The sequence below is a fragment of the Flavobacterium sp. W22_SRS_FK3 genome (genome assembly GCF_052113665.1).
Classification (GTDB): Bacteria; Bacteroidota; Bacteroidia; order Flavobacteriales; family Flavobacteriaceae; genus Flavobacterium.
The window spans coordinates 18,233-40,011 of sequence record NZ_JBGQOF010000001.1; the positions used below are offsets into that span (position 1 = coordinate 18,233).

24 protein-coding genes and 1 tRNA gene are annotated in these 21,779 nt (G+C 33.0%); 16 read left to right on the plus strand and 9 right to left on the minus strand.

The genetic code is table 11. The annotated features are described in order from the left end of the window. Positions 1-36: 36 nt before the first annotated feature. The 4 genes from ACEN2I_RS00085 to dnaA all read right to left on the minus strand — a co-directional run bounded on the left by ACEN2I_RS00085 (position 37) and on the right by dnaA (position 3,161). On the minus strand, positions 37-444 hold the full coding sequence (locus ACEN2I_RS00085) for an energy transducer TonB (protein WP_441764086.1): 408 nt from the start codon (positions 442-444) through the stop codon (positions 37-39). 20 nt (positions 445-464) lie between these two features. Further along, a complete protein-coding gene (locus tag ACEN2I_RS00090; RefSeq protein WP_441764087.1) occupies positions 465-1,178 on the minus strand; it encodes an SAM-dependent methyltransferase in 714 nt (237 codons plus the stop codon). A gap of 78 nt (positions 1,179-1,256) precedes the next feature. Next, positions 1,257-1,724: a low molecular weight protein-tyrosine-phosphatase gene (locus ACEN2I_RS00095; RefSeq protein WP_441764088.1), complete on the minus strand. Its 468-nt coding sequence runs from the start codon at positions 1,722-1,724 to the stop codon at positions 1,257-1,259. Positions 1,725-1,733: 9 nt separating this feature from the next. Then, positions 1,734-3,161, minus strand: a complete 1,428-nt coding sequence (dnaA, locus tag ACEN2I_RS00100; protein WP_041517015.1) for a chromosomal replication initiator protein DnaA — start codon at positions 3,159-3,161, stop codon at positions 1,734-1,736. A gap of 187 nt (positions 3,162-3,348) precedes the next feature. Here dnaA and ACEN2I_RS00105 point away from each other — a divergent pair, with 187 nt between their 5' ends. Continuing rightward, the gene (locus ACEN2I_RS00105) at positions 3,349-3,753 is read left to right on the plus strand and encodes an acyl-CoA thioesterase (protein WP_441764089.1); all 405 of its coding nucleotides are present in this window, start codon (positions 3,349-3,351) and stop codon (positions 3,751-3,753) included. Between the two features lie 31 nt (positions 3,754-3,784). On the opposite strand, the gene ACEN2I_RS00110 is transcribed toward ACEN2I_RS00105, so the two are convergent. Genes ACEN2I_RS00110 through ribD form a run of 3 tightly spaced genes read right to left on the minus strand, consistent with a single transcriptional unit; the run spans position 3,785 to position 6,071 of the window. Further along, on the minus strand, positions 3,785-4,417 hold the full coding sequence (locus ACEN2I_RS00110; RefSeq protein ID WP_441764090.1) for an IMPACT family protein: 633 nt from the start codon (positions 4,415-4,417) through the stop codon (positions 3,785-3,787). A gap of 9 nt (positions 4,418-4,426) precedes the next feature. Further along, a complete protein-coding gene (locus ACEN2I_RS00115; protein WP_441764091.1) occupies positions 4,427-5,029 on the minus strand; it encodes an HAD family hydrolase in 603 nt (200 codons plus the stop codon). Continuing rightward, the gene (gene ribD, locus ACEN2I_RS00120; protein ID WP_441764092.1) at positions 5,022-6,071 is read right to left on the minus strand and encodes a bifunctional diaminohydroxyphosphoribosylaminopyrimidine deaminase/5-amino-6-(5-phosphoribosylamino)uracil reductase RibD; all 1,050 of its coding nucleotides are present in this window, start codon (positions 6,069-6,071) and stop codon (positions 5,022-5,024) included. The genes ACEN2I_RS00115 and ribD overlap by 8 nt, the downstream gene beginning before the upstream one ends. 108 nt (positions 6,072-6,179) lie before the next feature. Between ribD and ACEN2I_RS00125 the strand changes: the two genes are divergently transcribed. Next, positions 6,180-6,665 (plus strand): GNAT family N-acetyltransferase, encoded by a 486-nt coding sequence (locus tag ACEN2I_RS00125; protein ID WP_441764093.1) that lies wholly within the window; start codon positions 6,180-6,182, stop codon positions 6,663-6,665. Between the two features lie 84 nt (positions 6,666-6,749). After that, the gene (gene prmC / locus ACEN2I_RS00130) at positions 6,750-7,616 is read left to right on the plus strand and encodes a peptide chain release factor N(5)-glutamine methyltransferase (RefSeq protein WP_441764094.1); all 867 of its coding nucleotides are present in this window, start codon (positions 6,750-6,752) and stop codon (positions 7,614-7,616) included. A gap of 148 nt (positions 7,617-7,764) precedes the next feature. On the opposite strand, the gene ACEN2I_RS00135 is transcribed toward prmC, so the two are convergent. After that, on the minus strand, positions 7,765-9,009 hold the full coding sequence (locus tag ACEN2I_RS00135) for an ABC transporter permease (RefSeq protein WP_441764095.1): 1,245 nt from the start codon (positions 9,007-9,009) through the stop codon (positions 7,765-7,767). A 213-nt stretch (positions 9,010-9,222) separates the two neighbouring features. On the opposite strand from ACEN2I_RS00135, the gene hisS reads away from it, so the two are divergent. The 13 genes from hisS (at position 9,223) to ACEN2I_RS00200 (ending at position 20,729) form a co-directional block, all read left to right on the plus strand. After that, positions 9,223-10,656, plus strand: a complete 1,434-nt coding sequence (gene hisS / locus ACEN2I_RS00140; RefSeq protein ID WP_441764096.1) for a histidine--tRNA ligase — start codon at positions 9,223-9,225, stop codon at positions 10,654-10,656. Positions 10,657-10,758: 102 nt separating this feature from the next. Beyond that, a tRNA-Trp gene (locus tag ACEN2I_RS00145) sits at positions 10,759-10,829 on the plus strand. A 362-nt stretch (positions 10,830-11,191) separates the two neighbouring features. Continuing rightward, complete coding sequence (locus tag ACEN2I_RS00150; protein ID WP_441764097.1) at positions 11,192-11,770, plus strand: nucleotide exchange factor GrpE; 579 nt, start codon at positions 11,192-11,194, stop codon at positions 11,768-11,770. Positions 11,771-11,848: 78 nt separating this feature from the next. After that, on the plus strand, positions 11,849-12,958 hold the full coding sequence (gene dnaJ, locus ACEN2I_RS00155; RefSeq protein WP_441764098.1) for a molecular chaperone DnaJ: 1,110 nt from the start codon (positions 11,849-11,851) through the stop codon (positions 12,956-12,958). A gap of 163 nt (positions 12,959-13,121) precedes the next feature. After that, positions 13,122-14,045 (plus strand): ABC transporter ATP-binding protein, encoded by a 924-nt coding sequence (locus tag ACEN2I_RS00160; RefSeq protein WP_441764099.1) that lies wholly within the window; start codon positions 13,122-13,124, stop codon positions 14,043-14,045. A 75-nt stretch (positions 14,046-14,120) separates the two neighbouring features. Then, the gene (locus tag ACEN2I_RS00165) at positions 14,121-15,437 is read left to right on the plus strand and encodes an ABC transporter permease (protein WP_441764100.1); all 1,317 of its coding nucleotides are present in this window, start codon (positions 14,121-14,123) and stop codon (positions 15,435-15,437) included. A gap of 5 nt (positions 15,438-15,442) precedes the next feature. After that, complete coding sequence (locus tag ACEN2I_RS00170; protein ID WP_441764101.1) at positions 15,443-16,303, plus strand: mechanosensitive ion channel family protein; 861 nt, start codon at positions 15,443-15,445, stop codon at positions 16,301-16,303. Positions 16,304-16,315: 12 nt separating this feature from the next. Next, positions 16,316-17,479, plus strand: a complete 1,164-nt coding sequence (locus tag ACEN2I_RS00175) for a sigma-54-dependent transcriptional regulator (RefSeq protein WP_441764102.1) — start codon at positions 16,316-16,318, stop codon at positions 17,477-17,479. Positions 17,480-17,574: 95 nt separating this feature from the next. Continuing rightward, positions 17,575-18,237: a DEAD/DEAH box helicase gene (locus ACEN2I_RS00180; protein WP_441764103.1), complete on the plus strand. Its 663-nt coding sequence runs from the start codon at positions 17,575-17,577 to the stop codon at positions 18,235-18,237. Positions 18,238-18,253: 16 nt separating this feature from the next. After that, a complete protein-coding gene (locus ACEN2I_RS00185) occupies positions 18,254-19,069 on the plus strand; it encodes an alpha/beta hydrolase (protein WP_441764104.1) in 816 nt (271 codons plus the stop codon). 23 nt (positions 19,070-19,092) lie between these two features. After that, the gene (locus tag ACEN2I_RS00190) at positions 19,093-19,311 is read left to right on the plus strand and encodes a putative signal transducing protein (RefSeq protein WP_294932018.1); all 219 of its coding nucleotides are present in this window, start codon (positions 19,093-19,095) and stop codon (positions 19,309-19,311) included. A gap of 87 nt (positions 19,312-19,398) precedes the next feature. Next, positions 19,399-20,190, plus strand: coding sequence for a Cof-type HAD-IIB family hydrolase (locus ACEN2I_RS00195; RefSeq protein ID WP_441764105.1), 792 nt, complete (start codon positions 19,399-19,401; stop codon positions 20,188-20,190). Positions 20,191-20,201: 11 nt separating this feature from the next. Further along, the gene (locus tag ACEN2I_RS00200; RefSeq protein ID WP_441764106.1) at positions 20,202-20,729 is read left to right on the plus strand and encodes a GNAT family N-acetyltransferase; all 528 of its coding nucleotides are present in this window, start codon (positions 20,202-20,204) and stop codon (positions 20,727-20,729) included. Positions 20,730-20,791: 62 nt separating this feature from the next. On the opposite strand, the gene ACEN2I_RS00205 is transcribed toward ACEN2I_RS00200, so the two are convergent. Continuing rightward, positions 20,792-21,316, minus strand: a complete 525-nt coding sequence (locus ACEN2I_RS00205; RefSeq protein WP_441764107.1) for a hypothetical protein — start codon at positions 21,314-21,316, stop codon at positions 20,792-20,794. Positions 21,317-21,779 lie beyond the last annotated feature (463 nt).

Here is a 21,779-nt window from a genome sequence, read left to right on the forward strand (position 1 = left end):
AAACTTGTGAGTGAAAGGGAAGTATACAAATAAATATTAATTGATATTTATAGGAAGGGCGTAAAGTACTCTGACAGGAAGGTTCTGTAGTTTTCCAGGAGTCCATTTGGGGCATATTTTTAAGACTCGAATAGCTTCATTTCCCGTACTAAAACCGATGTCTCTAAGTATTTTTATTTCATTTAACGAACCATCTTTTTCAATAATGAAAGTAGCGTAGACTTTTCCTTTTAGAGAAGCAGGTTTTTCTTTTGGAACTATATAATTTTGAGCAATAAATTTATAAAATTCATTCATTCCTCCGGGGAATTCGGGTGCAATATCTATTCCGGCTGTATTGTAAACTTGGTTTTCATCATTGGAAATATTTTTTACAGTACTTTTGGTTTGAGAAAATAAATTCTGCACAAAGCAAATTAAGATCAGAATTAAAAACTTTTTCATTGCAATAATTTAAAGTTAGTTTACATTTTATGAATAATAAAAATCGTTGGTCGATTATGCAAATCAACTTTTAGTTTCTTCCAGTCAGAAACACGCAATGTTTTAATGAATTCTGTTGGTAATGTGATATCAGTCGCAATACAAAGATGTGTTGAAGGGTTTAAAATCTGCAAAAGATCTTCAACTAATTTATTGTTTCTGTATGGAGTTTCAATAAAAATCTGTGATTGATTTTTATCCTGAGATAATTTTTCAAAATGTTTTAGTGCTGATTTTTTCTCGTCTTTATCAATTGGTAAATAGCCATTGAAAGTAAAGCTCTGACCATTCATTCCGGAAGCCATCATCGCTAATAAAATAGAAGAAGGACCAACTAAAGGTACAACCTGAATACCTTTTTCATGGGCAATTTTTACAATCACAGCACCAGGATCTGCAACACCGGGACAGCCTGCTTCGCTCATTAATCCCATGTTTTTCCCTTCTAATAAAGGTTTAATGAAGTTTAAATACTCGCTTGGTTCCGTACGTTTATTCAAAGTAAAAAGAACTAATTCTGATTGTTTTTTTTCGGGATAAACTGCTTTTATAGATTTTCTTGCTGTTTTGTCATTCTCAACGATATAATAATCTATAAGTTCAATACTTCTTTTTACGGTTTGAGGTAAAACATCCATCGGATCGCTTTCGCCCATAGTAGTTGGAATTAAATATAGTTTTCCGAGAAGTTTCATATGCTTTATTTTATAGATTATAAAAACGAAAAAGCCAACAATTATTCATCCATAAATAACTGAAAGGCAAGATAGGTATTAAGAATGTTTTTCTATGAGTTTTTTTGCTATGACATCTGTTACTTCATCTAGCATTTGATATACATTGTCAAATCCGTTGGTTATACCAAAATAAGGATCTGGTACATCTACATTTTCATCAGGGAATAATTCATTCAGAATTAAATGAACTTTATTTTTGTGATCAGGTGTTTTGGCAAGATGGATCACATCGCGGTAATTAGAATTGTCCATTACGTAAATATAATCAAACTCTTCAAAATCAGAAGTTTTAAATTGTCTTCCTTTTTGACCTTCAATGCTTAAGCCATTTTTTTGGGCAACGGCAATAGAACGTTTGTCAGGAGAGTGACCTACATGCCAGGAACCGGTTCCGGCTGAATCAACTATAAAAGTTTCATTTGGTAGTTTTGATGCTAAAATACCTTCTGCTAAAGGTGATCTGCAAATATTTCCCAAACAAACCATTAAAATTTTTACTGGCATGATTCGCGTTTATAGCGTTAATTTTTTGTTGATGTCTTCGACAAATTTTTTGAATTGTTTGTCTGTAGAAACTAAGTTGTCAACTGTTTTACAAGCATGTAATACGGTAGCATGATCGCGATCTCCAATTTGTGAACCAATGTTTGCTAAAGAAGCTTTTGTGAATTTCTTTGCAAAAAACATCGCCAATTGTCTCGCCTGAACCACGTGTCTTTTTCTGGTTTTAGATTGAAGGGTTTCAATATCTAACTGAAAATAATCAGACACAATTTTTTGAATATAATCGATTGAGATTTCTCTCTTTACATTTTTAACAAATTTCTCTACAACACTTTTCGCTAACTCGATTGTAACTTCTTTTTTGTTGAAAGAAGATTGAGCAATTAATGAAATAATAGCACCTTCAAGCTCACGAACATTGCTTTTAATATTACGGGCAACATATTCAATAATATCTTCCGGCATTTCAACACCATCGCGGTAAAGAATGTTTTTTAATATCGAAATACGGGTTTCATAATCCGGCTGATGCAACTCAGCAGATAATCCCCATTTAAAACGAGATAACAATCGCTGTTCAATATCCTGCATGTCAACAGGAGCTTTATCCGAAGTTAAAATTACCTGTTTTCCGTTTTGGTGCAAATAGTTGAAAATGTGGAAAAATACGTCCTGAGTTCCTGATTTTCCAGATAAAAACTGAACATCATCAATAATCAAAACATCGATTAACTGGTAAAAATGAATGAAATCATTACGATTATTCTTTTTAACCGAATCTATATATTGCTGGGTGAAAATTTCGGCAGAAATATATAAAACTGTTTTTTCAGGATATTTGTCTTTTACTTCAACACCAATAGCGTGTGCTAAGTGTGTTTTCCCTAAACCAACTCCGCCAAAAATCAATAACGGATTAAATGATGTCCCTCCAGGTTTATTAGCTACAGCCATACCTGCAGAACGCGCCAAACGGTTTGAGTCTCCTTCAAGAAAATTATCAAAACTGTAATTTGCATTTAATTGCGATTCAATTTTTAAATTTCTAATTCCGGGAATTACAAACGGATTTTTAAGTTCCGGATTTAAGTTTTTAAACGGAGCGTCAACCTCTTGCGGTTTCATTGGCACTCTGTTGGCACTTGGCAATTGTTCGGTAAACGGTTGTTTATTGCCATAAGTGTTTTCCATTTTAATTTTATAGAGTAACTTTGCGTTTTTTCCCAGTTCTTTGGTAAGCGCAACTTTCAATAATTTTACGTAATGTTCTTCTAGCCATTCGTAGAAAAATTTACTTGGTACCTGAATATATAACGCGTTGTCGGTTAGCTCAACTGATTTGATTGGTTCAAACCAAGTTTTGTATGCTTGGTCTTGAATATTGTCTTTTATAAAGGACAAACAGTTTTCCCATACCGATTGAGCAGTTTTAGTCATAAATTCAGATAAATTTTTTTATTATTGATAAAGATTCTCCTAATAAAAATGGAGCAATTTTATTCCGTATTTCGGGATAACAAATATGTGAACAAAATTCTGTAAAAAAAAATATTTTGCCCTCTAATTTTATAAAAAAATGTTGTAAGGAGGCTTTTTAAAGTTAATTTTTTTTAATATATAAATAATGAAAAATCATCAAACTCAAGTACGTGTTCGTTACTCTGAAACTGATCAAATGGGTGTTGTGTATCACGGAAATTATGTTCCGTATTTTGAGATAGGACGCGTGGAATGGCTTAGAAACAAAGGGATTTCGTATAAAAGCATGGAAGAAAGCGGAATTGGACTGCCCATTGTTTCGATGCAGATAAATTATAAAAAATCGGCGCGTTATGATGAGCTTTTAACGATCCATACTACTTTCAAAAGCCAATCTTCTGTTAAGATTGAATTTGACTGTGCAATCTATAATGAAGCGGATGAGTTATTAACAACGGCAGTGTTTATTTTAGTATTTATTTCGTTAAAATCAGGTCGTCCAACTGCTCCTCCTGATTATATTTTAGAATTATTTAAAACACTGGTGTAATTGTTAAAACGATGTGCGTTTTTATATCAATTTATATCATTTTAATGTCGATTTCGAACATTAAATCAAAAATGCCGAATACTGATTCGGCATTTTTTTTACGTGTTTTTGTTGTTATTTTGCCAATTGGAAGTCCGGAATCTTCATCGATTTCCATTTCCTGAGAAGTTATTTCTAACTTTTTTTCTTTAATTACACGCATCACTTTGTTCATGTTTTTGTAATCAAAAGAGATTAAAAAATCTACATCGATGGTTTTATCTACAATTTCGCAAACTTCAAGTGTCAATTGAGCTGCAGTTTTGTAAGCTGCAATTAATCCGCCGACGCCTAATTTGATTCCTCCAAAAATTCGCACTACCACAACCAGAACGTTGGTTAAGCCAAAAGATTGTATTTGTCCGTAAATTGGTGCTCCGGCCGTATTACTTGGCTCACCGTCGTCATTAGCCCGATATGATATTTTTGGAGCAGTCCCTAATTGATAGGCGTAGCAGTAATGTACAGCATGTGGATGCTTTTTTTTTAAGTTTTCTATAAAGGGTTTTACTTCGTCTTCATTTTCTAAAGGAAAAGCATAGCCAAAGAATTTGCTTCCTTTTTCCTTAAAAAGTATTTCTTCGGACCCAAAAGCTATAGTTTTATAGGTGTCGTTATATTCCAAAGCTAATTTCTAAAGTATTTGTTTTTCAAATAAATCTATAACATCTTCTTTGCCAACCTGTAAATTCCAAATATGAAGGCCTAAAGCTGCCGCTGCATCTGTGTTTTCTTTTTTATCATCTACAAACAAAGTTCGTTTTGGTGATAATTCATGTTTGTTGATAATATATTGAAAAGCTTCTGGGTCTGGTTTCCTTCTTCCAATTTCAAATGAGAAATAAACTTTTTCAAAACATTGATAAAAATCACTGTAAAATGATATCCCGGTTTTATTTTCAAAAGTGGCAATGTGAATAGAATCTGTATTACTCAATAAAAATAATCTGTATTTTTCAGAAAGAAGCTGCAGGAATTCTAATCTATATAAAGGAAAGTCTGCTAAAACGGCATTCCACGCCTTAAGAATTTCTTCAATTGAAGCATTCGGAAGTTGCTTTTGAAAACCTTCCAAAAAATCATCATACGAAATGTCACCGGTTTCAAATAGTAGATTCAAACGGTCAAACTCTGAATTCCATTCGGTCATACCTAATTTTTGCAATTCCGAAATGGTAGCTTCTTTATTTAAATTGATAAAAATATCTCCAAAGTCAAAAATTATTGTATCAATCATGATTTCTAAAGTGTATTAATTCATCATTTTGAATGTGAGTTTTTATTACATTTTTCTTTAGGAGAGCCGGGGCTTTTATTCCCTTTCCAAAAGAATGTTTTCCAATAAAAATGCGAGCTTCATCCCAAATGTTTTGGTCTATAAAAGATTGTAAAGTTTGCAAACCGCCTTCAATGATAATAGACTGAATTTGATGTCGATGTAAAACAGTCAAAACCTGAAATGCAGTATTTTCATTAAAGTAAATTACCTCAAAGATAGTGTTTTCTGCTGGAAAGCTAATTTCAGATTTTGTAAATATGATAGTTTTAACGCTCCCATCAAAAATAAAACTCTCTTTTGAAATACGGTTATTTTGATCTAAAACAACGCGAACAGGATTATTTCCTGACCAATCTCTAACGTTTAATTTCGGATTATCATCAATTACCGTCTGAGTACCAACCAAAATAGCCTGTTCTTCACTTCGCCATTTATGAACCAATTGTCTGGAATAGGTGTTGGTAATCCAAACGGGTTTTCTTTCCTGATTGATTTCTTTTTCAGGAGCTAAAAATCCGTCCTGACTTTCGGCCCATTTTAATATAATGTAAGGTCTCTTTTTTTGATGAAAGGTAAAAAAGCGTTTGTTGAGTTCGTGGCATTCGTTTTCTAAAATGCCAACTGTAACATTTGCCCCGGCATCAATTAATTTTTTAATGCCTTTTCCCGCTACTTTTTCGTTAGGATCTAAAGTTCCAACCACTACATTCGGAATTTCATTTGCAATAATTAAATTACAACAAGGAGGTGTTTTTCCGAAATGGCTGCAAGGTTCTAAACTTACATAAATAGTAGCTTTTTTAAGCAGCGATTTGTCTTTTACAGATCGAATTGCATTGACTTCGGCATGAGGTTCTCCTGCTTTTTTATGCCAACCTTCGCCAATAATTTTATCTTCGTAAACAATTACACTTCCCACCATTGGATTTGGATAGGTTGTTCCAAGCCCATTTTGAGCCAGCTCAATGCAACGTTTTATATATTTCTCATGTATATCCACGATACAAAAGTAATTATTTTTGAGTTTTATGCCGATAGTTATTGGGATAGTTATGAAACTATCAAAAAAGTATTTTTACTTTTGTAGTATATCAGATGAATTTAGAATATGGAAAATTGGTTTATCAGAAGAATTAAAAAACAAGACAATCAGGCAGTTGCTCAATTAATACGATCGGTTTTTGAAGAAATGGAGATCCCGAAAGTAGGAACAGCGTATGCAGATCCGTGTTTAGATTTAATGTTTGAGGAATATAATAAGCCAGAATCTGTTTATTTTGTGATTGAAAATGAAGGAGAAATTGTGGGTTGCTGTGGAATTGCGCCTTTGGAAAATGGTGATCCAAAGATTTGCGAATTACAAAAGATGTATTTTTTGCCTAAAACCCGCGGATTAGGAATTGGAAGTAAAATGATGGAGAAATGTTTGGAGGAAGCTAAAAGTTTTGGTTTTGAAAAATGTTATATCGAAACGATGCCTTTTATGTATACTGCCCAAAAATTATATAAAAAGTCTGGATTTGAGTATTTAGATGCTCCATTGGGATGTACCGGGCATAATTCCTGCCCTGTCTGGATGTTGAAAGAATTGTAAAATAACATTGTAACAAAATTTATTTTGCGATACTTATATCGAAAATACAATTGGATTTAGCTAAAAATGCTCAAAAGCTCCCAAATGAAAATTAAACAATACAGAACTCAATTTATTAAGGAACTTTCTTCGTTGTATGATGCATATGAAGCAGAGAGTTTTTTTTATCTGATATTAGAAAACAAACATAAACTTAGACAAATTGATTTGGCGCTGAATCATGAATTGACTTTTTCAGATGCTGATTTGGTTGCATGGAGCGCTTTTTTAAAGCAGTTAAAAAAAGAAGTTCCTATTCAGTATTTACTTGGGAAAACAAATTTCTACGGATTGGATTTTGAAGTAAATGAAAATGTTTTGATTCCGAGACCGGAAACAGAAGAATTGGTAGAGTGGATTATCAATGAGAATACAAAAACGGAGAAATATAAAAAACTAAAAATTCTTGACATAGGAACCGGTAGTGGGTGTATTGCCATTTCTTTGGCTAAAAACCTGATAAATGCAGAGGTTTATGGTATTGATGTTTCGAAAAAAGCGATAGAAACCGCCAAAAAGAATGCTGCTAATAATAATGTGGATGTTACTTTTATGTTTTTGGATATTTTAGAAACAGATGTGCTTACTTGTAATTTTGATATCATTGTGTCGAATCCGCCTTATGTTCGAAATTTAGAGAAGAAAGAAATCAAAAAGAATGTTTTGGATTATGAGCCGCATTTGGCGCTTTTTGTAGACGATAATGATGCTTTGGTTTTTTATAAAAAAATAGCTGTTTTGGCAAAAAGCAGTCTTTTGGAAAAAGGACAATTGTATTTTGAAATCAATCAGTATTTAGGAAAGGAAATGACTGATTTACTTGAAAAAATGAATTTTAAGAATATTGAACTTCGAAAAGATATTTATAATAATGACCGCATGATTTGCTGCAAGGTTTTCAGAACATTGTAGGGGAAATTTCTTAAAAGTTGAAAACCTCTAATCTAGCCACGATAGAAGTGAAAAACCTTTTGTACCGGGGTTCGGTGCAAAAGTTTGAAGCGGATAGCGGGACAATTAGTCTTGTGAAACGAGTAAATTCTGCTTCAAATACATAAGACTACTCATAACGTAAGGCCTCGATAGGGTCTAATTTTGATGCCTTTATTGCTGGATATAATCCGGAAACAATTGCAACCATAAAACTGGTTCCAAAAGCGATGATGATGGCAAACCATGGTACTACGAATACAAAACTCATGGCAGTAGCAATACCAAAGCCAATTAACATTCCTAATATAATACCAACTAATCCGCCAATTTGTCCAATTAACAAAGTTTCAATGAAAAATTGAAATGCAACGGTCGCTCTTGTTGCCCCTAATGCTTTTCTAACACCAATTTCCCGGGTACGTTCTGTAACCGAAACTATCATGATATTCATTAATGCAATTGATGATCCTAAGATTGTAATGATACTAATAACAGCGGAGGCCCAATCTAAATATTGTGTGATTCCGAGGATTCTGTTGATCAAATCGTCGCTTCGGCCAATTCCGAAATTATTGTCACGAACCGGGCTCAGTTTTCGAACTCTTCGCATGGTACTTGTCGCATTATCAATGGCTTGATCTAAAAGTTCTTTTTTAGAAACCATGACGCTCATTGTATAATTGATATTTGGGGCGGTAAATAAAGAACGTGCTACCTGAATTGGAATTAAAACGCGTAAATCCTGACTGTTTCCAAATGTTGAGCCTTTTTCTTTTAATACTCCAATGACTTTAAAGCGGGCACCACGAATTGAAATGATTTTGTCAATTGGGTTTACATCTTTCAATAATCCTTTTTCAAAATCAGAACCGACAATACAGGAATAGGTATTGTTGTCAATATCAAATTGATTAAAAGAGCGTCCCAAGTTAATTTCTAAACCAGAATTAGAAATAAAATGTTCATCAACTCCCAGGATTTTAATTTCAGGATCTGTTTTTTGGTCTAAATATTTTACTTCGGCAGATGATGTTGCAGTAAATGAAAGAGAAGTTTCGGTAAAAGGATATTTATATTTGTTTTTGAAAGCGACCGCTTCAGGATATGAAATAATTGGATTGATGACTTCGCGTTCTTTACCGCCACGATTTCTAACCGTATTTTCGTATTGATTAATGTTGAAAGTATTGGCACCCATAGATGCAAAATTGGTAGAAACAGTGTTTTCAAGCGCTGTTACAACCGTTAAAATCCCTACCAAAGCCGTAATCCCGATAGCGATAATTAATACGGTAAGAATCGTTCGCAGCAATTGTGTTTTGATAGAACCAAAAGCAATTCGGATATTTTCTTTAAATAATTTTAGCATCATGACTAATTTGACACGAAAATACGTTTTTTGTTACAAGTTTGTTTTCGAAGTAGGCTAATTTATTTTAAAAAATAAGATATTTGCACACGATTAGAATTTAAGAGAAATCTAAAATCTGAGAAAATCCAATAATCTTAGGATCATTTAAATTTAAGATTTCAAACAAAAGAAATTTAATAATCTAAAGATCCAAAAATCAAATAATCTAAAGAAATGGCTTCAAAACCAAGTATACCACAAGGAACTAGAGATTTTTCGCCTGCAGAGGTGTCAAAACGTCAATATATTATTCAGACCATAAAAAATAATTTTGAAAAATTTGGTTTTCAGCCGATAGAAACTCCTTCGTTTGAAAATTCAGATACCTTAATGGGGAAATATGGAGAAGAAGGCGATCGGTTGATTTTTAAAATATTGAATTCGGGTAATTTTTTCTTCAATAAAAATAAAATTGAATTGCCGGAATCTATAGAATCGCTGCAAATTAATTCGGCCGAAACTATTGATTTGAATCAAAGAATTGAGCTAAATAAATTTACCGGAAAAATTTCAGAGAAAGCCCTGCGTTACGATTTAACAGTTCCGTTTGCGAGATACGTTGTACAACATCAAAACGAAATTGAGTTTCCTTTTAAAAGATATCAAATTCAACCGGTTTGGAGAGCTGATCGTCCGCAAAGAGGGCGTTACAGAGAATTTTATCAATGTGACGCAGATGTTGTTGGGTCAAAATCATTGTGGCAGGAAGTAGAATTGGTTCAATTGTATGATACTGTTTTTAGTTCTTTAGGTTTAGAGGGAGTTACTATCAAAATTAATAATAGAAAAATATTGTCCGGAATTGCAGAAGTAATTGGCGCTTCAGATAAATTGATCGATTTTACGGTTGCTCTTGATAAACTGGACAAAATTGGGGAGGATGGTGTAAAGAAAGAAATGATTGAAAAAGGAATTTCGGAAGAAGCATTAGTGAAAGTACAGCCTCTTTTTAGTTTTACGGGAACTTTTTCAGATAAAATAAATCAGCTTTCCGATTTATTAGCTTCATCAGAAGAAGGAATGAAAGGAGTGCAGGAACTTAAATTTATTTGTGACAATGTGGCAAATTTAGGGTTGTCGACGGCAACATTAGATCTGGATGTGACATTAGCACGCGGACTAAATTATTATACCGGAGCAATTTTTGAAGTAGGAGCTCCAAAAACAGTTTCAATGGGCTCTATTGGCGGTGGCGGAAGATACGACGATTTGACGGGTATCTTTGGTTTGAAAAATATGAGTGGCGTTGGAATTTCTTTTGGTTTAGACCGAATTTATTTAGTTCTGGAAGAATTGCAACTATTTCCTAAAACGGTTGCGGCGACATCAAAAGCGTTGTTTATTAATTATGGAGATGCTGAGGCTTTGTATGCATCACAGGCCATTCAGAAATTAAGACAAGAAAATATAAAAGTAGAATTGTATCCGGACAATGTAAAAGTTGGGAAACAGTTTCAGTATGCAGATAAACGCTTGATTCCGTTTGCAGTAATTGCAGGCGATCAGGAAATTGCTTCTAACTCATATTCACTTAAGAATCTGGTTTCTGGTGAACAGGTTTCGGTTGATTTTGAAGGATTGAAAAAGGCTTTGCTGGCTTCTTCTTAATAGATAAGTTTGCTAGGATTTACGCTAGTTTTGCCAAGATTTTATTTGTGATGAAATAATTGCATGGAAAGAAAAAAAACTTTTAATTTGCCGCTTTAAGTTACGGGCGTAGTTCAAGGGTAGAATAGCGGTCTCCAAAACCGTTGATGGGGGTTCGAATCCCTCCGCCCGTGCAATAAAGCATATCGACAGAACTCAGTTTTTTAATTTTTTATCAGAGGTTTTCGAAAATTATTATGGAAAAGACAAAAAAAAGCTTCGTTAGATACGAAGCTTTTTTTAATATAAGGTAAACTTGAATTAATAATTTATATAAGCCGAGGCTAACCCTTAAATTCAATTTTGATAGGTAATAATATGATTTGGTTTTTCAGCTTCAAATTTAATACAAACTAAAACGTAATAGTCTTAAAATTATACTAAATTTTCTTTAATAAATCATGTCTTATGAATTCTATAAGTTTAAACAGAAGTGACAATTTGACATCTTAAAAGATTTGGCAGTACTTTTGCTATCCAACAGAAAGAATAAAAAATGAAGTTTAAAGATATTTTTAAAAATAAAAGTAATATGACTACGGAAAATACAGAATTCGATCAGGAATTAGATGATGTAACGTTAGAAAACAATGCCAACGGAGAACAGTTAATTGTTGAAGAATTAAGTGTTGAAGAGCAATTGGCTCAAGACTTGGCAAAAGAAAAAGATAAGTTTTTGAGATTATTTGCCGAATTTGAAAATTACAAAAAAAGAACTTCAAAAGAGCGTATCGATCTGTTTAAAACAGCAAATCAAGAAGTTTTGTTAGCAATGCTCCCTGTTTTGGATGATTTTGACAGAGCAACTGTAGAGATCAACAAATCTGAAGATGAAAATTTGAAAAAAGGTGTTGAGCTGATTCATGAAAAATTAAAAAGCACTTTAGTTTCAAAAGGTTTAGAACAAGTTGAAGTAAGAGCGGGTGATGCTTTTAATGCTGATTTTGCCGAAGCAATTACCCAAATTCCAGCACCGTCTGAGAAATTAAAAGGGAAAATTGTTGATGTTATTGAAAAAGGATACAAATTAGGAGACAAAATTATTCGTTTCCCTAAAGTAGTAATCGGAAACTAAAAAATGCAAATAAAATTCTAAAAGCCAATTCTTTATTATTGGAATTTGGGATTTATAGTTTGGAATTTAAACCTAATTATGAAAAAAGATTTTTACGAAATATTAGGCATTTCAAAAAATGCTGACGGTGCTGAAATTAAAAAAGCATACCGAAAAAGTGCGTTGAAATATCACCCGGATAAAAATCCAGGAGACAAAGAGGCAGAAGAAAACTTCAAACTTGCGGCTGAAGCTTATGAAGTTTTAAGCGATCCTAACAAAAAAGCGAAATACGATCAATACGGACATCAGGCTTTTGATGGCTCCGGCGGATTTGGAGGTGGTCACGGTGGTATGAATATGGATGACATTTTCAGCCAGTTTGGTGATATTTTTGGTGGCGGATTTGGAGGTTTCGGTGGAGGCGGAGGCGGACCTCGTCGCGCTAAAGGAAGTAATCTTCGAATTAAAGTAAAATTGACTTTAGAAGAAATTGCGAATGGAGTTGAGAAAAAAGTAAAAGTAAAGCGAAAAGTTCAGGCAAAAGGAGTAACGTACAAAACGTGTTCGACTTGTAATGGTCAGGGACAGGTAATGCGTGTAACAAACACAATTTTGGGAAGAATGCAGTCTGCATCAACTTGTCCAGCCTGTGGCGGTTCCGGACAAATTTTAGATAAAAGACCTTCTGAAGCAGATGCTCAGGGAATGGTAGTTGAAGACGAAACTGTTTCAATCAAAATTCCTGCTGGTGTTGTTGACGGTATGCAATTGAAAGTTTCTAACAAAGGAAACGATGCTCCGGGAAATAGTATTCCGGGAGATTTGATCGTTGCAATTGAAGAGTTAGAACATGAATTTTTGAAGCGTGAAGGTGAAAATATTCACTATGATTTATACATTAGTTTCCCGGAAGCTGTTTTAGGTGTTTCTAAAGACATTGAAGCAATCAACGGAAAAGTTCGTATTAAACTGGAGGAAGGAATTCAGTCAGGAAAAATATTGAGATTAAAAGGAAAAGGTATTCCAAGTATCAATGGTTACGGAAGCGGAGATTTACTAGTTCATGTAAACGTTTGGACACCTAAGACATTGAATAAAGAGCAAAAGCAATTTTTTGAAAATGCCTTAAACGACGAACACTTTATTCCAAGTCCTGAAAAATCAGAAAAATCATTTTTTGAAAAAGTAAAAGATATGTTTTCATAAACTCAACTTTTTCTAAAAAAGAAAATAAATTTTTAAAACCCATTCTGAATTAAAATTTAGAATGGGTTTTTTATGTATTATTACTTAGAATCGGTACTAATTATTTACTTTTACAATCGCTTGGTCACAATGGTCAAGCTGACGCAGAAATTCTAAAAACAGCATGAGCAACTTACTTGAAGTACATAAAGTCGTAAAACAATATGGCGATTATGTAGCGCTTAACGAAGTTTCATTAAATGTGCCAAAAGGCAGTATTTACGGATTGCTAGGGCCAAATGGAGCCGGAAAAACTTCCCTCATCAGAATCATCAATCAAATTACTTTGCCGGATAGCGGTGAAATAATTTTAGATGGAGAAAAATTGCAGCCAAAACACGTACAGACTATTGGCTATCTCCCTGAAGAAAGAGGTTTGTATACTTCTATGAAAGTAGGAGAACAATGTTTGTATTTGGCCCAGATGAAAGGACTTTCTAAGGCTGAAGCTAAAATTCAATTAGAATATTGGTTTGACCGTTTGGGAATTCAGGGTTGGTGGAATAAAAAAATCCAGGAGCTTTCGAAAGGAATGGCACAGAAAATCCAGTTTGTGGTTTGTGTATTGCATAAACCTAAATTGCTCATTTTTGACGAACCTTTTTCTGGTTTTGATCCCGTAAATGCAAATGTTATTAAAGATGAAATTCTGGCATTAAAAGAACAAGGGGCAACTATTATTTTTTCAACTCACAGAATGGAAAGTGTTGAAGAACTTTGCGATCATATTGCTCTAATTCATAAATCGAACAAATTGATCGAAGGAAAAGTCAGCGATGTAAAACGTCAATTTAAAACTAATAGTTTTGAAGTTGGAATTTTGACAAGCAACGTTGAAGGTCTAATGTACGATATAACGCAGAAATTTACTTTTTCGCCGGCAAATTTTAAATCTTTAAATGATGATTTGAAATTAGACATTCAAATAGGAAATGCAACGCCCAATGAATTATTACATATCCTGACACAACGTGGACAAGTAACGCATTTTGTAGAAAAAATACCGAGTGTAAACGATATTTTTATTCAAACCGTAACACAGAAATAAAATTCAAAAAATAAATTCCAGTTTCGGATTTGAAGGTTTTAAAATTAGATTTGGAATTTGAAAATAAAAATATTTATGAGCATCATTTCGCTGATTATAAAAAGAGAATTTATTGCCAAAGTGCGCAATAAATCTTTTGTTGTTATGACATTTTTAAGTCCGTTATTGTTTGTCGCAATAGCTGGATTTATTGGTTATTTGAGTTCGATGAAAGCAGAAACCAAACGAATTGCGATTCACGATGAAACAGGCTTATTTGCCGAGGATTTTGTAAAACAGAATAAAAAGGATGGAGAATATAGATATTTAAATCTTTCTGAAATTGATACAAAAGCGTTGAAAGACAGTATTACAAAAGAAAATTTTAGTGGTTTAATTATTATTCCAAGAACAAATAATTTAAAAGATTTAGAAAGCAAAATAGATTTTGTTTCGAATAATAGTCCCAGTATTTCTTTTATTGAAAATACCCAGGAAATTATTGCTTCAAAAATTACAAAACTAAATTTCGAAAAAGCAAAACTAGACACCTTAGCCATTCAAAAAGCGAAAGCTGAAGTTAATATTCATTTGTCAAAAGCTTCGGGAGAAGAAAGTCTGAAAGGATTAAACGAAATAAAAATTGGTATTGGAGGTGCATTTGGATATTTGATTATGATGTTTATTATCATTTATGGAAATATGGTGATGCGAAGTGTGATCGAAGAAAAAACCAACCGAATTATCGAAATCATCATTTCATCAGTAAAACCATTTCAATTGATGATTGGTAAAATTGTAGGAACTTCACTTGCCGGATTATTGCAATTTTTAATTTGGGCGATAATTGGTTTGGGCCTGATGTTTGCGGCTTCGGCATTTTTTGGTGTTAATGTAGGACCAACAGCTAAAATTCCGCCAGAGTTAATGCAATCAGCACAACATGAATTTGCAGGATCGGCACAAATGTATATCAGTGAATTATGGAATTTACCAATTGCAGGCATCCTGATTGGTTTTGTTGTTTATTTTATAGGAGGGTATTTTTTATACAGTTCATTTTATGCCGCAATTGGTGCCGCAGTAGATAATCAAACAGATTCACAGCAATTTTTGTTACCAATTATAATGCCCCTTATTTTAAGTGTTTACATTGGTTTTTTTACGGTTGTAAATGACCCTAACGGAACAATTGCCGTTGTATTTTCGATGATTCCGCTGACTTCGCCCATTGTGATGTTAATGCGAATTCCTTTTGGAGTGCCTTGGTGGCAAATTGGAATTTCTGTAACTTTACTTTTTGCATCATTTTTTACAGTTGTTTGGTTTGCAGCCAAAATTTATAGAGTTGGAATATTAATGTATGGTAAAAAACCATCCTGGAAAGAATTGTACAAATGGCTTAAATACTAGTTTTTATGTGGCAGGAAATAATAGATTTTGTTACCACGAATTTTATCAATGGTAAAAATGTAAAGATTTCTATTTTAGATATCGCTGTGGTTATCGTTGCCATTATAGCAACACAGTTTGTGCTAAAAGCAATACATAACTTTTTTAAGAAAAAACTAAATCCTGATGAGATGAAGCGCTTTAGCAGCGTTTTTCAGGTTTTCAAATATATAGTTTACATTTTTGTTGTAGTTGTAATACTCAAAGAGGTTGGTGTCAATGTTGGAGTATTTTTAACAGCTTCTGCTGCTATTTTTGTTGGTTTGGGTTTTGCTTTGCAGACTTTCTTTCAAGACATAATTTCAGGAGTATTAATCATTTTAGACAAGTCATTGCATGTTGGTGATGTTATTGAAATTAACGATCATGTTGGCGAAGTAAAAGAAATAAAATTGCGTACTACCGTTATGATTACCAGAAATGACCGTGTCATGATTATTCCTAATCATATTTTCATGCAGGATCCGTTATTCAATTGGACACAAAATAAGTCCAGTAATCGTGAAAAGGTTTCTGTAGGTGTCGCATATGGGAGTGATGTAAAATTAGTAGAGAAATTGCTACTTGAATGTGTACAATCTATTGATAGCATTGTAAAAGCGGAAAGGATAAACGTGACCTTTGATGATTTTGCCTCCTCCTCACTTAATTTTTCTATCCATTTTTATGTTCCAAACGGTTTGAAAGCACCGGGTATACAAAGTGAAGTCCGATTTAAAATTTATGAACTTTTTGAGGCAAATAATATCTCAATATCGTTTCCACAGCTTGATTTGCATTTAGTTTCAACACCAAAAGATTTTGTTTTCAATAAACGAAATGAATAATTTAAACACAGTATGAGTAAAATTTTAATTATAGAAGACGAATCAGCTATTCGCAGAGTGCTCTCAAAAATATTATCTGAAGAAAACGATTTGTATCAGGTTGATGAAGCAGAAGACGGTTTGGCAGGGCTTGATAAAATAAAAAATAACGATTATGATTTGGTCTTATGCGATATCAAGATGCCAAAAATGGACGGTGTTGAGGTTTTAGAAGAAGTAAAAAAGATTAAGCCAGAAATTCCGATGGTCATGATCTCTGGTCACGGCGATATGGAAACAGCAATTCATACAATGCGTCTGGGAGCTTTTGATTATATCTCAAAACCACCGGATTTGAATCGTTTATTGAATACAGTTCGTAATGCTTTGGATAAAAAACAACTGGTAGTTGAAAATAAAATCCTGAAGAAAAAAGTCAGTAAAAACTACGAGATGATCGGGGAGAGTGAATCCATTAATCATATCAAAGTGATGATTGACAAAGTTGCGCCTACAGAAGCACGAGTTTTAATTACAGGGCCAAACGGAACCGGAAAAGAACTGGTAGCACATCAATTACATGAAAAAAGTGAACGTGTAAATTTTCCTTTAATTGAAGTAAATTGTGCCGCTATTCCTAGTGAATTGATTGAAAGTGAATTGTTTGGTCATGTAAAAGGTGCTTTTACATCGGCGGTGAAAGATCGTGCAGGTAAGTTTGAGGCAGCAGACAAAGGAACTATTTTCTTAGATGAAATTGGAGATATGAGTCTTTCGGCGCAAGCCAAAGTGTTGCGTGCATTACAGGAAAGCATGATTACCAGAGTTGGAGCAGAAAAAGATATTAAAGTTGATGTTCGCGTTGTGGCAGCAACCAATAAGGATCTGAAGACAGAAATTGCTGAAGGCCGTTTTCGCGAAGATTTGTACCATCGTTTGGCTGTAATTTTAATTAAAGTTCCGCCATTAAATGAAAGACGAGATGATATTCCGGCTTTGATAAGACATTTTGCAGATAAAATAGCGTCTGAACAAGGAAATGTTGTCAAAGTCTTTTCACTGCAGGCGATAAAATTATTACAGGAATATGACTGGACTGGAAATATCCGTGAACTTCGAAATGTAGTTGAAAGACTTATTATTCTAGGAGGAACTGAAATTTCTGAAACGGATGTAAAAATGTTTGCGAGTAAATAAGCTTTGCACATTGGGCTATAAGCTTTACGCTTTTTAAGGAATACAAATAATTTTTAGCTTATGGCTTACAGCCTAAAGCCTAAAGCATTCAAAACATGAAACTAAAAAAAATAAACGAGAAGTTACAAGACGGTCTAATTGAAAATGGTTTAACGGAAGCAAACATATTGCAGATGGAAACTTTTTCTACTATTAAAAGTGGCGCTGATTGTATGATTATTTCTCCAAAAGGAACTGGAAAATCGACAACAATTGTATTGAATGTGATTCAGCAATTGGCTGGACAAACAGAAGAGTCACCGCGTGCTTTGATTATTGTGGAAGACAAGGAGAAGGTTTTGGCTATGGAAGAACTTTTTGAGAAATATGGTAAGTATGCCAATCTTGAAGTATATGGTGTACACGACAAGGGCGATATGGATTATGATAAAAATTATATTTCAACCGGAATTGATGTTTTAATCGGCACACCAAACAAGTTAAGCGATATGTTTACCACGGCAGGTTATAATGTAAATCGTTTAAAAATGTTTATTCTTGACGATGCTGACCCAATTTTGAAATTGCGTAATGAAACAAAAATCATGCGTATTTCTAATAGCATAACAAAAACACAACGTATCATTTTTGCCGAAACATTGACAGAACGTATTGAAATTCTGGCTGATAAAATGTTGTTGGAACCTTATTTCTTTGATATGGATGAAGAAGGAGAAGAATTGGACGAAGAAGAAGACGGAATTGAAGAGGAGGAGTAAATCTCTTAGATAGTTTATGGAAATAATAAGAACACTTAAATTTTTGACAATTGTACTTTTAGCATTTTTAGTTGTGATTTATTTAATTATTGTTTCTTATGTATACTTCAATCAGATTGGAATGATTTTTAAAAGTGCTTCGCTTTCAAAAGAATATAAATTTGATTATCAAAGTAAATTTGAAGAATTAAATATTAAATCATTTGATGGAGTAAATTTAAATGGACTCTTGTTTAAAGCTAAAAATTCGAAAGGACTTATTTTCTATCTTCATGGAAATGCAGGAAATATTGAAAGCTGGGGTAAAATAGCAAAAATATATACTAATCTATCCTATGATATTTTTATTTTAGATTATCGAAGTTTTGGAAAAAGTGAAGGAAAAATTGAAAATGAAGAACAGTTAAATAAAGATATTTCGATAGTTTATAAAACATTAAATATGCGATATCCTGAAAATAAAATCATTATCACCGGATATTCGATTGGTTCAGGGTTAGCTGCAATTTTAGCTTCTGAGAATAAACCAAAAGCTTTGATATTGCAATCTCCTTATTTTAGTTTTACTGAATTATCTAGCGGCAGAGTTCCATTTTTTCCAGATTTCATGAAGAAGTTTCATTTAGATACTTTTAGGTATCTGCCAAAAGTAAAGGCGCCGATTTATATTTTCCATGGGATAGATGATCGATTAATTCCTTATGAAAACTCCGTAAAATTGAGTAAAATATTAAAAACGAACGGATATTTCTATCCTTTAAATGATCAAGGACATATTGGAATGAATGAAAACAATGATTTCCAAAATCAGTTAAAAATAATATTACAATAAATAATAATAAAAAATAAAACGGCATGGGATTAATGAAGGTATTTTCAGGGAGCGAAGTTTTAGCAATTGCTTTACAGGAAAGATTAGAAAAAGCGGGAGTAGAAACCGTAAAAAAGGATAATATTCAATCGGCTCGTCTGGCAGGATTTGGTCAGACTGATTTAGCTGTTGAAGTATTTATTCAGGAAACTGATTTTGCAAAAGCAAATCCGGTTATTGAAGATTTCAGAATGAGTATATAATGCAAGTTAGCAGTCTCAGTTTTTAGTCTCAGTAGAGAACTGTTTACTGCGACTGAAAACTGAAAACTAAAAAACATGCAATATAAAATGCTGGTACTCGACATGGATGATACCTTGTTGACAGATGATCATAAAATTTCGGAATTAAATAAAAAAGTACTTCTTGAGGCACAGGCAAAAGGTGTTTATGTGGTTTTGGCATCCGGCCGCCCAACATCGGCAATGACTGCTTTTGCAAAACAATTAGAATTGGATTTAAACGATTCCTATATTATTTCTTTTAATGGTGCTGTAATCAGTACAGTGAAAGATGATTTGGTCTTATTTGAACAATGTCTGACACCGGAACAAATTCATGATTTATACGATTATAGTGTGAAAATGAAAACGCATATTATCACCTATATTGATGGTGAAATAGTAAGCGAGACTGATTCAGAATATATTGAAATCGAAAAAGAAATTACAGGATTACCGCATAATAAAGTTTCTGACTTTAAAGCAGCAGTAAGTAAAGCAGCAGTAAAATGTATTTTATTGGAAGATCCGGTATATTTAAAAGAAGTGGAACAGGATTTGAAAGCCGCAATGCCTCATTTGAGTATTTCAATGTCAAAGCCTTTTTTCTTAGAAGCGGCTCAATATGGAATTGATAAAGCGGCAAGTATAAAGTTTCTTGCTTCAAAATTAAAAATTCATCAAAGTGAAATTATTGCAGTTGGAAATGCAGGAAATGATCTTTCAATGATCGAATATGCAGGTTTAGGCGTTTGGGTTGATAATGTAACACCTGAATTGCGTGATAAGGCTAATATAATTGTAGCATCAAATAATGATGATGGTGTTGCTGAGGTTGTGCAGCGCTATATTTTAAACTAAATTATTTTTTGATGAAAAATCCAATTGAAACAGAACGTTTGCTTTTGAGGGAATTGCAGATGTCAGATGTTGAGGCAATGTTTGAATTAGAGTCTAATCCAAAAGTGCATACGTATGTAGGGAATAAACCCATTACTCATATTGATCAAAGTCGTGCTTATATTGAATTTGTTCAGCAGCAATACAAAGATTTCGGAACTGGACGTTGGGCAGTAATTCTCAAAGAAACAAATGATTTTATAGGTTGGTCCGGAATAAAATTCATTACCAATGAAATTAATAAGCATAAAAACTTTTATGAAATTGGATATCGTTTTATAGAAAAACATTGGGGAAAAGGATATGCAACTGAGGCAGGGAAGGCCTTTATAGATTATGCTTTTAACACTATGAAAGTTGAGGCTGTATATGCTTATGCAGATGAAGAAAATGAAAAATCCAGATCTATTTTAGAAAAACTCGGTTTGAAATATATTAATTCATTTGAATACGAAGGAGAAAAAGAAGTCTGGTATGAATTAAAAAAGCCCAAATTTTAATATTAAAATTTGGGCTTTTTTAGCTTAGAAGCTTGTGGTTTTTTAGAAAAACTTTAGATTAATTATTTTTTGGCTACAGAAACGAAATATTTGTTTCCGTCACCCATAGTTAATTTTACGCGCTCGTCACAAAGGTCAATTGCAAAATTTGCACTTTCGTAACAGCTGCATGTTGTGTTTTTGTCTTTAGACATTTCAGTTTTACAGTTGTTGTTTTTAAAAGTAGCCAATTGAGGCGTATATAAACTTACTAAATCTGTAGAAGCCGTAACTAAAGAGATAATACTTGCTGAGTTATTATTTGTAATTCGGTATACAATTCTATCAGTATAATTAACATCATTAACTACTACTTTACGAATGTACGTATAGGCTGTAGATCCTTCTCCCGGTTCTTTAACTTCAAATTTAAATCCAACTGAACGTATGGCAATGTCAAACTGTTGTTGTGAGTTTAAACTAGCCCAGGTTGTTAATGTGCTGATTGTTGGAAACGAATTTGAATTAGCAGCCGGAGCATTTGTTTGTGCCTGTGTACTGAAAATTACGAATAGCATCAAGCAGATTGTGGGGAAAAATGCTTTCATATTTAGTTTGAATTTTAAATTTGCCTACTCTAAAATTGGTTTTCGGCTTTCCCATTAATTATATTTTGAAATATGTACAACGTTGTAAATTTAAAAATCTTATGATTCAATGCTTATTTTATTGAATTAAAATTAATAAAATTTACGATGCGTGAATTTAGAACTAAAATCAATGACAACAAAGAAAATTATGAGTTAAATTTATTTTTTTAAAATTATCTTTTGTATTTAATCGGGTTTATTTGTCTTTTGTCGATGTTTTCTTTCATTTTTAAGCTTTTTTAATTTTTAGCTCGATTTTAAGGATTTATTCAGTTTTTTGTCACTTAAAATTTAATTCAATTGCTTTTTAAGGAAAAATAAATAGCTAAATAGTTCAATATATTGACTTTTAGTGAGTTATTGATTTTATTTTAAAGAAATTTGTGTGTAAATTTGCAAACTCTTCAATTGAAGACGTAAA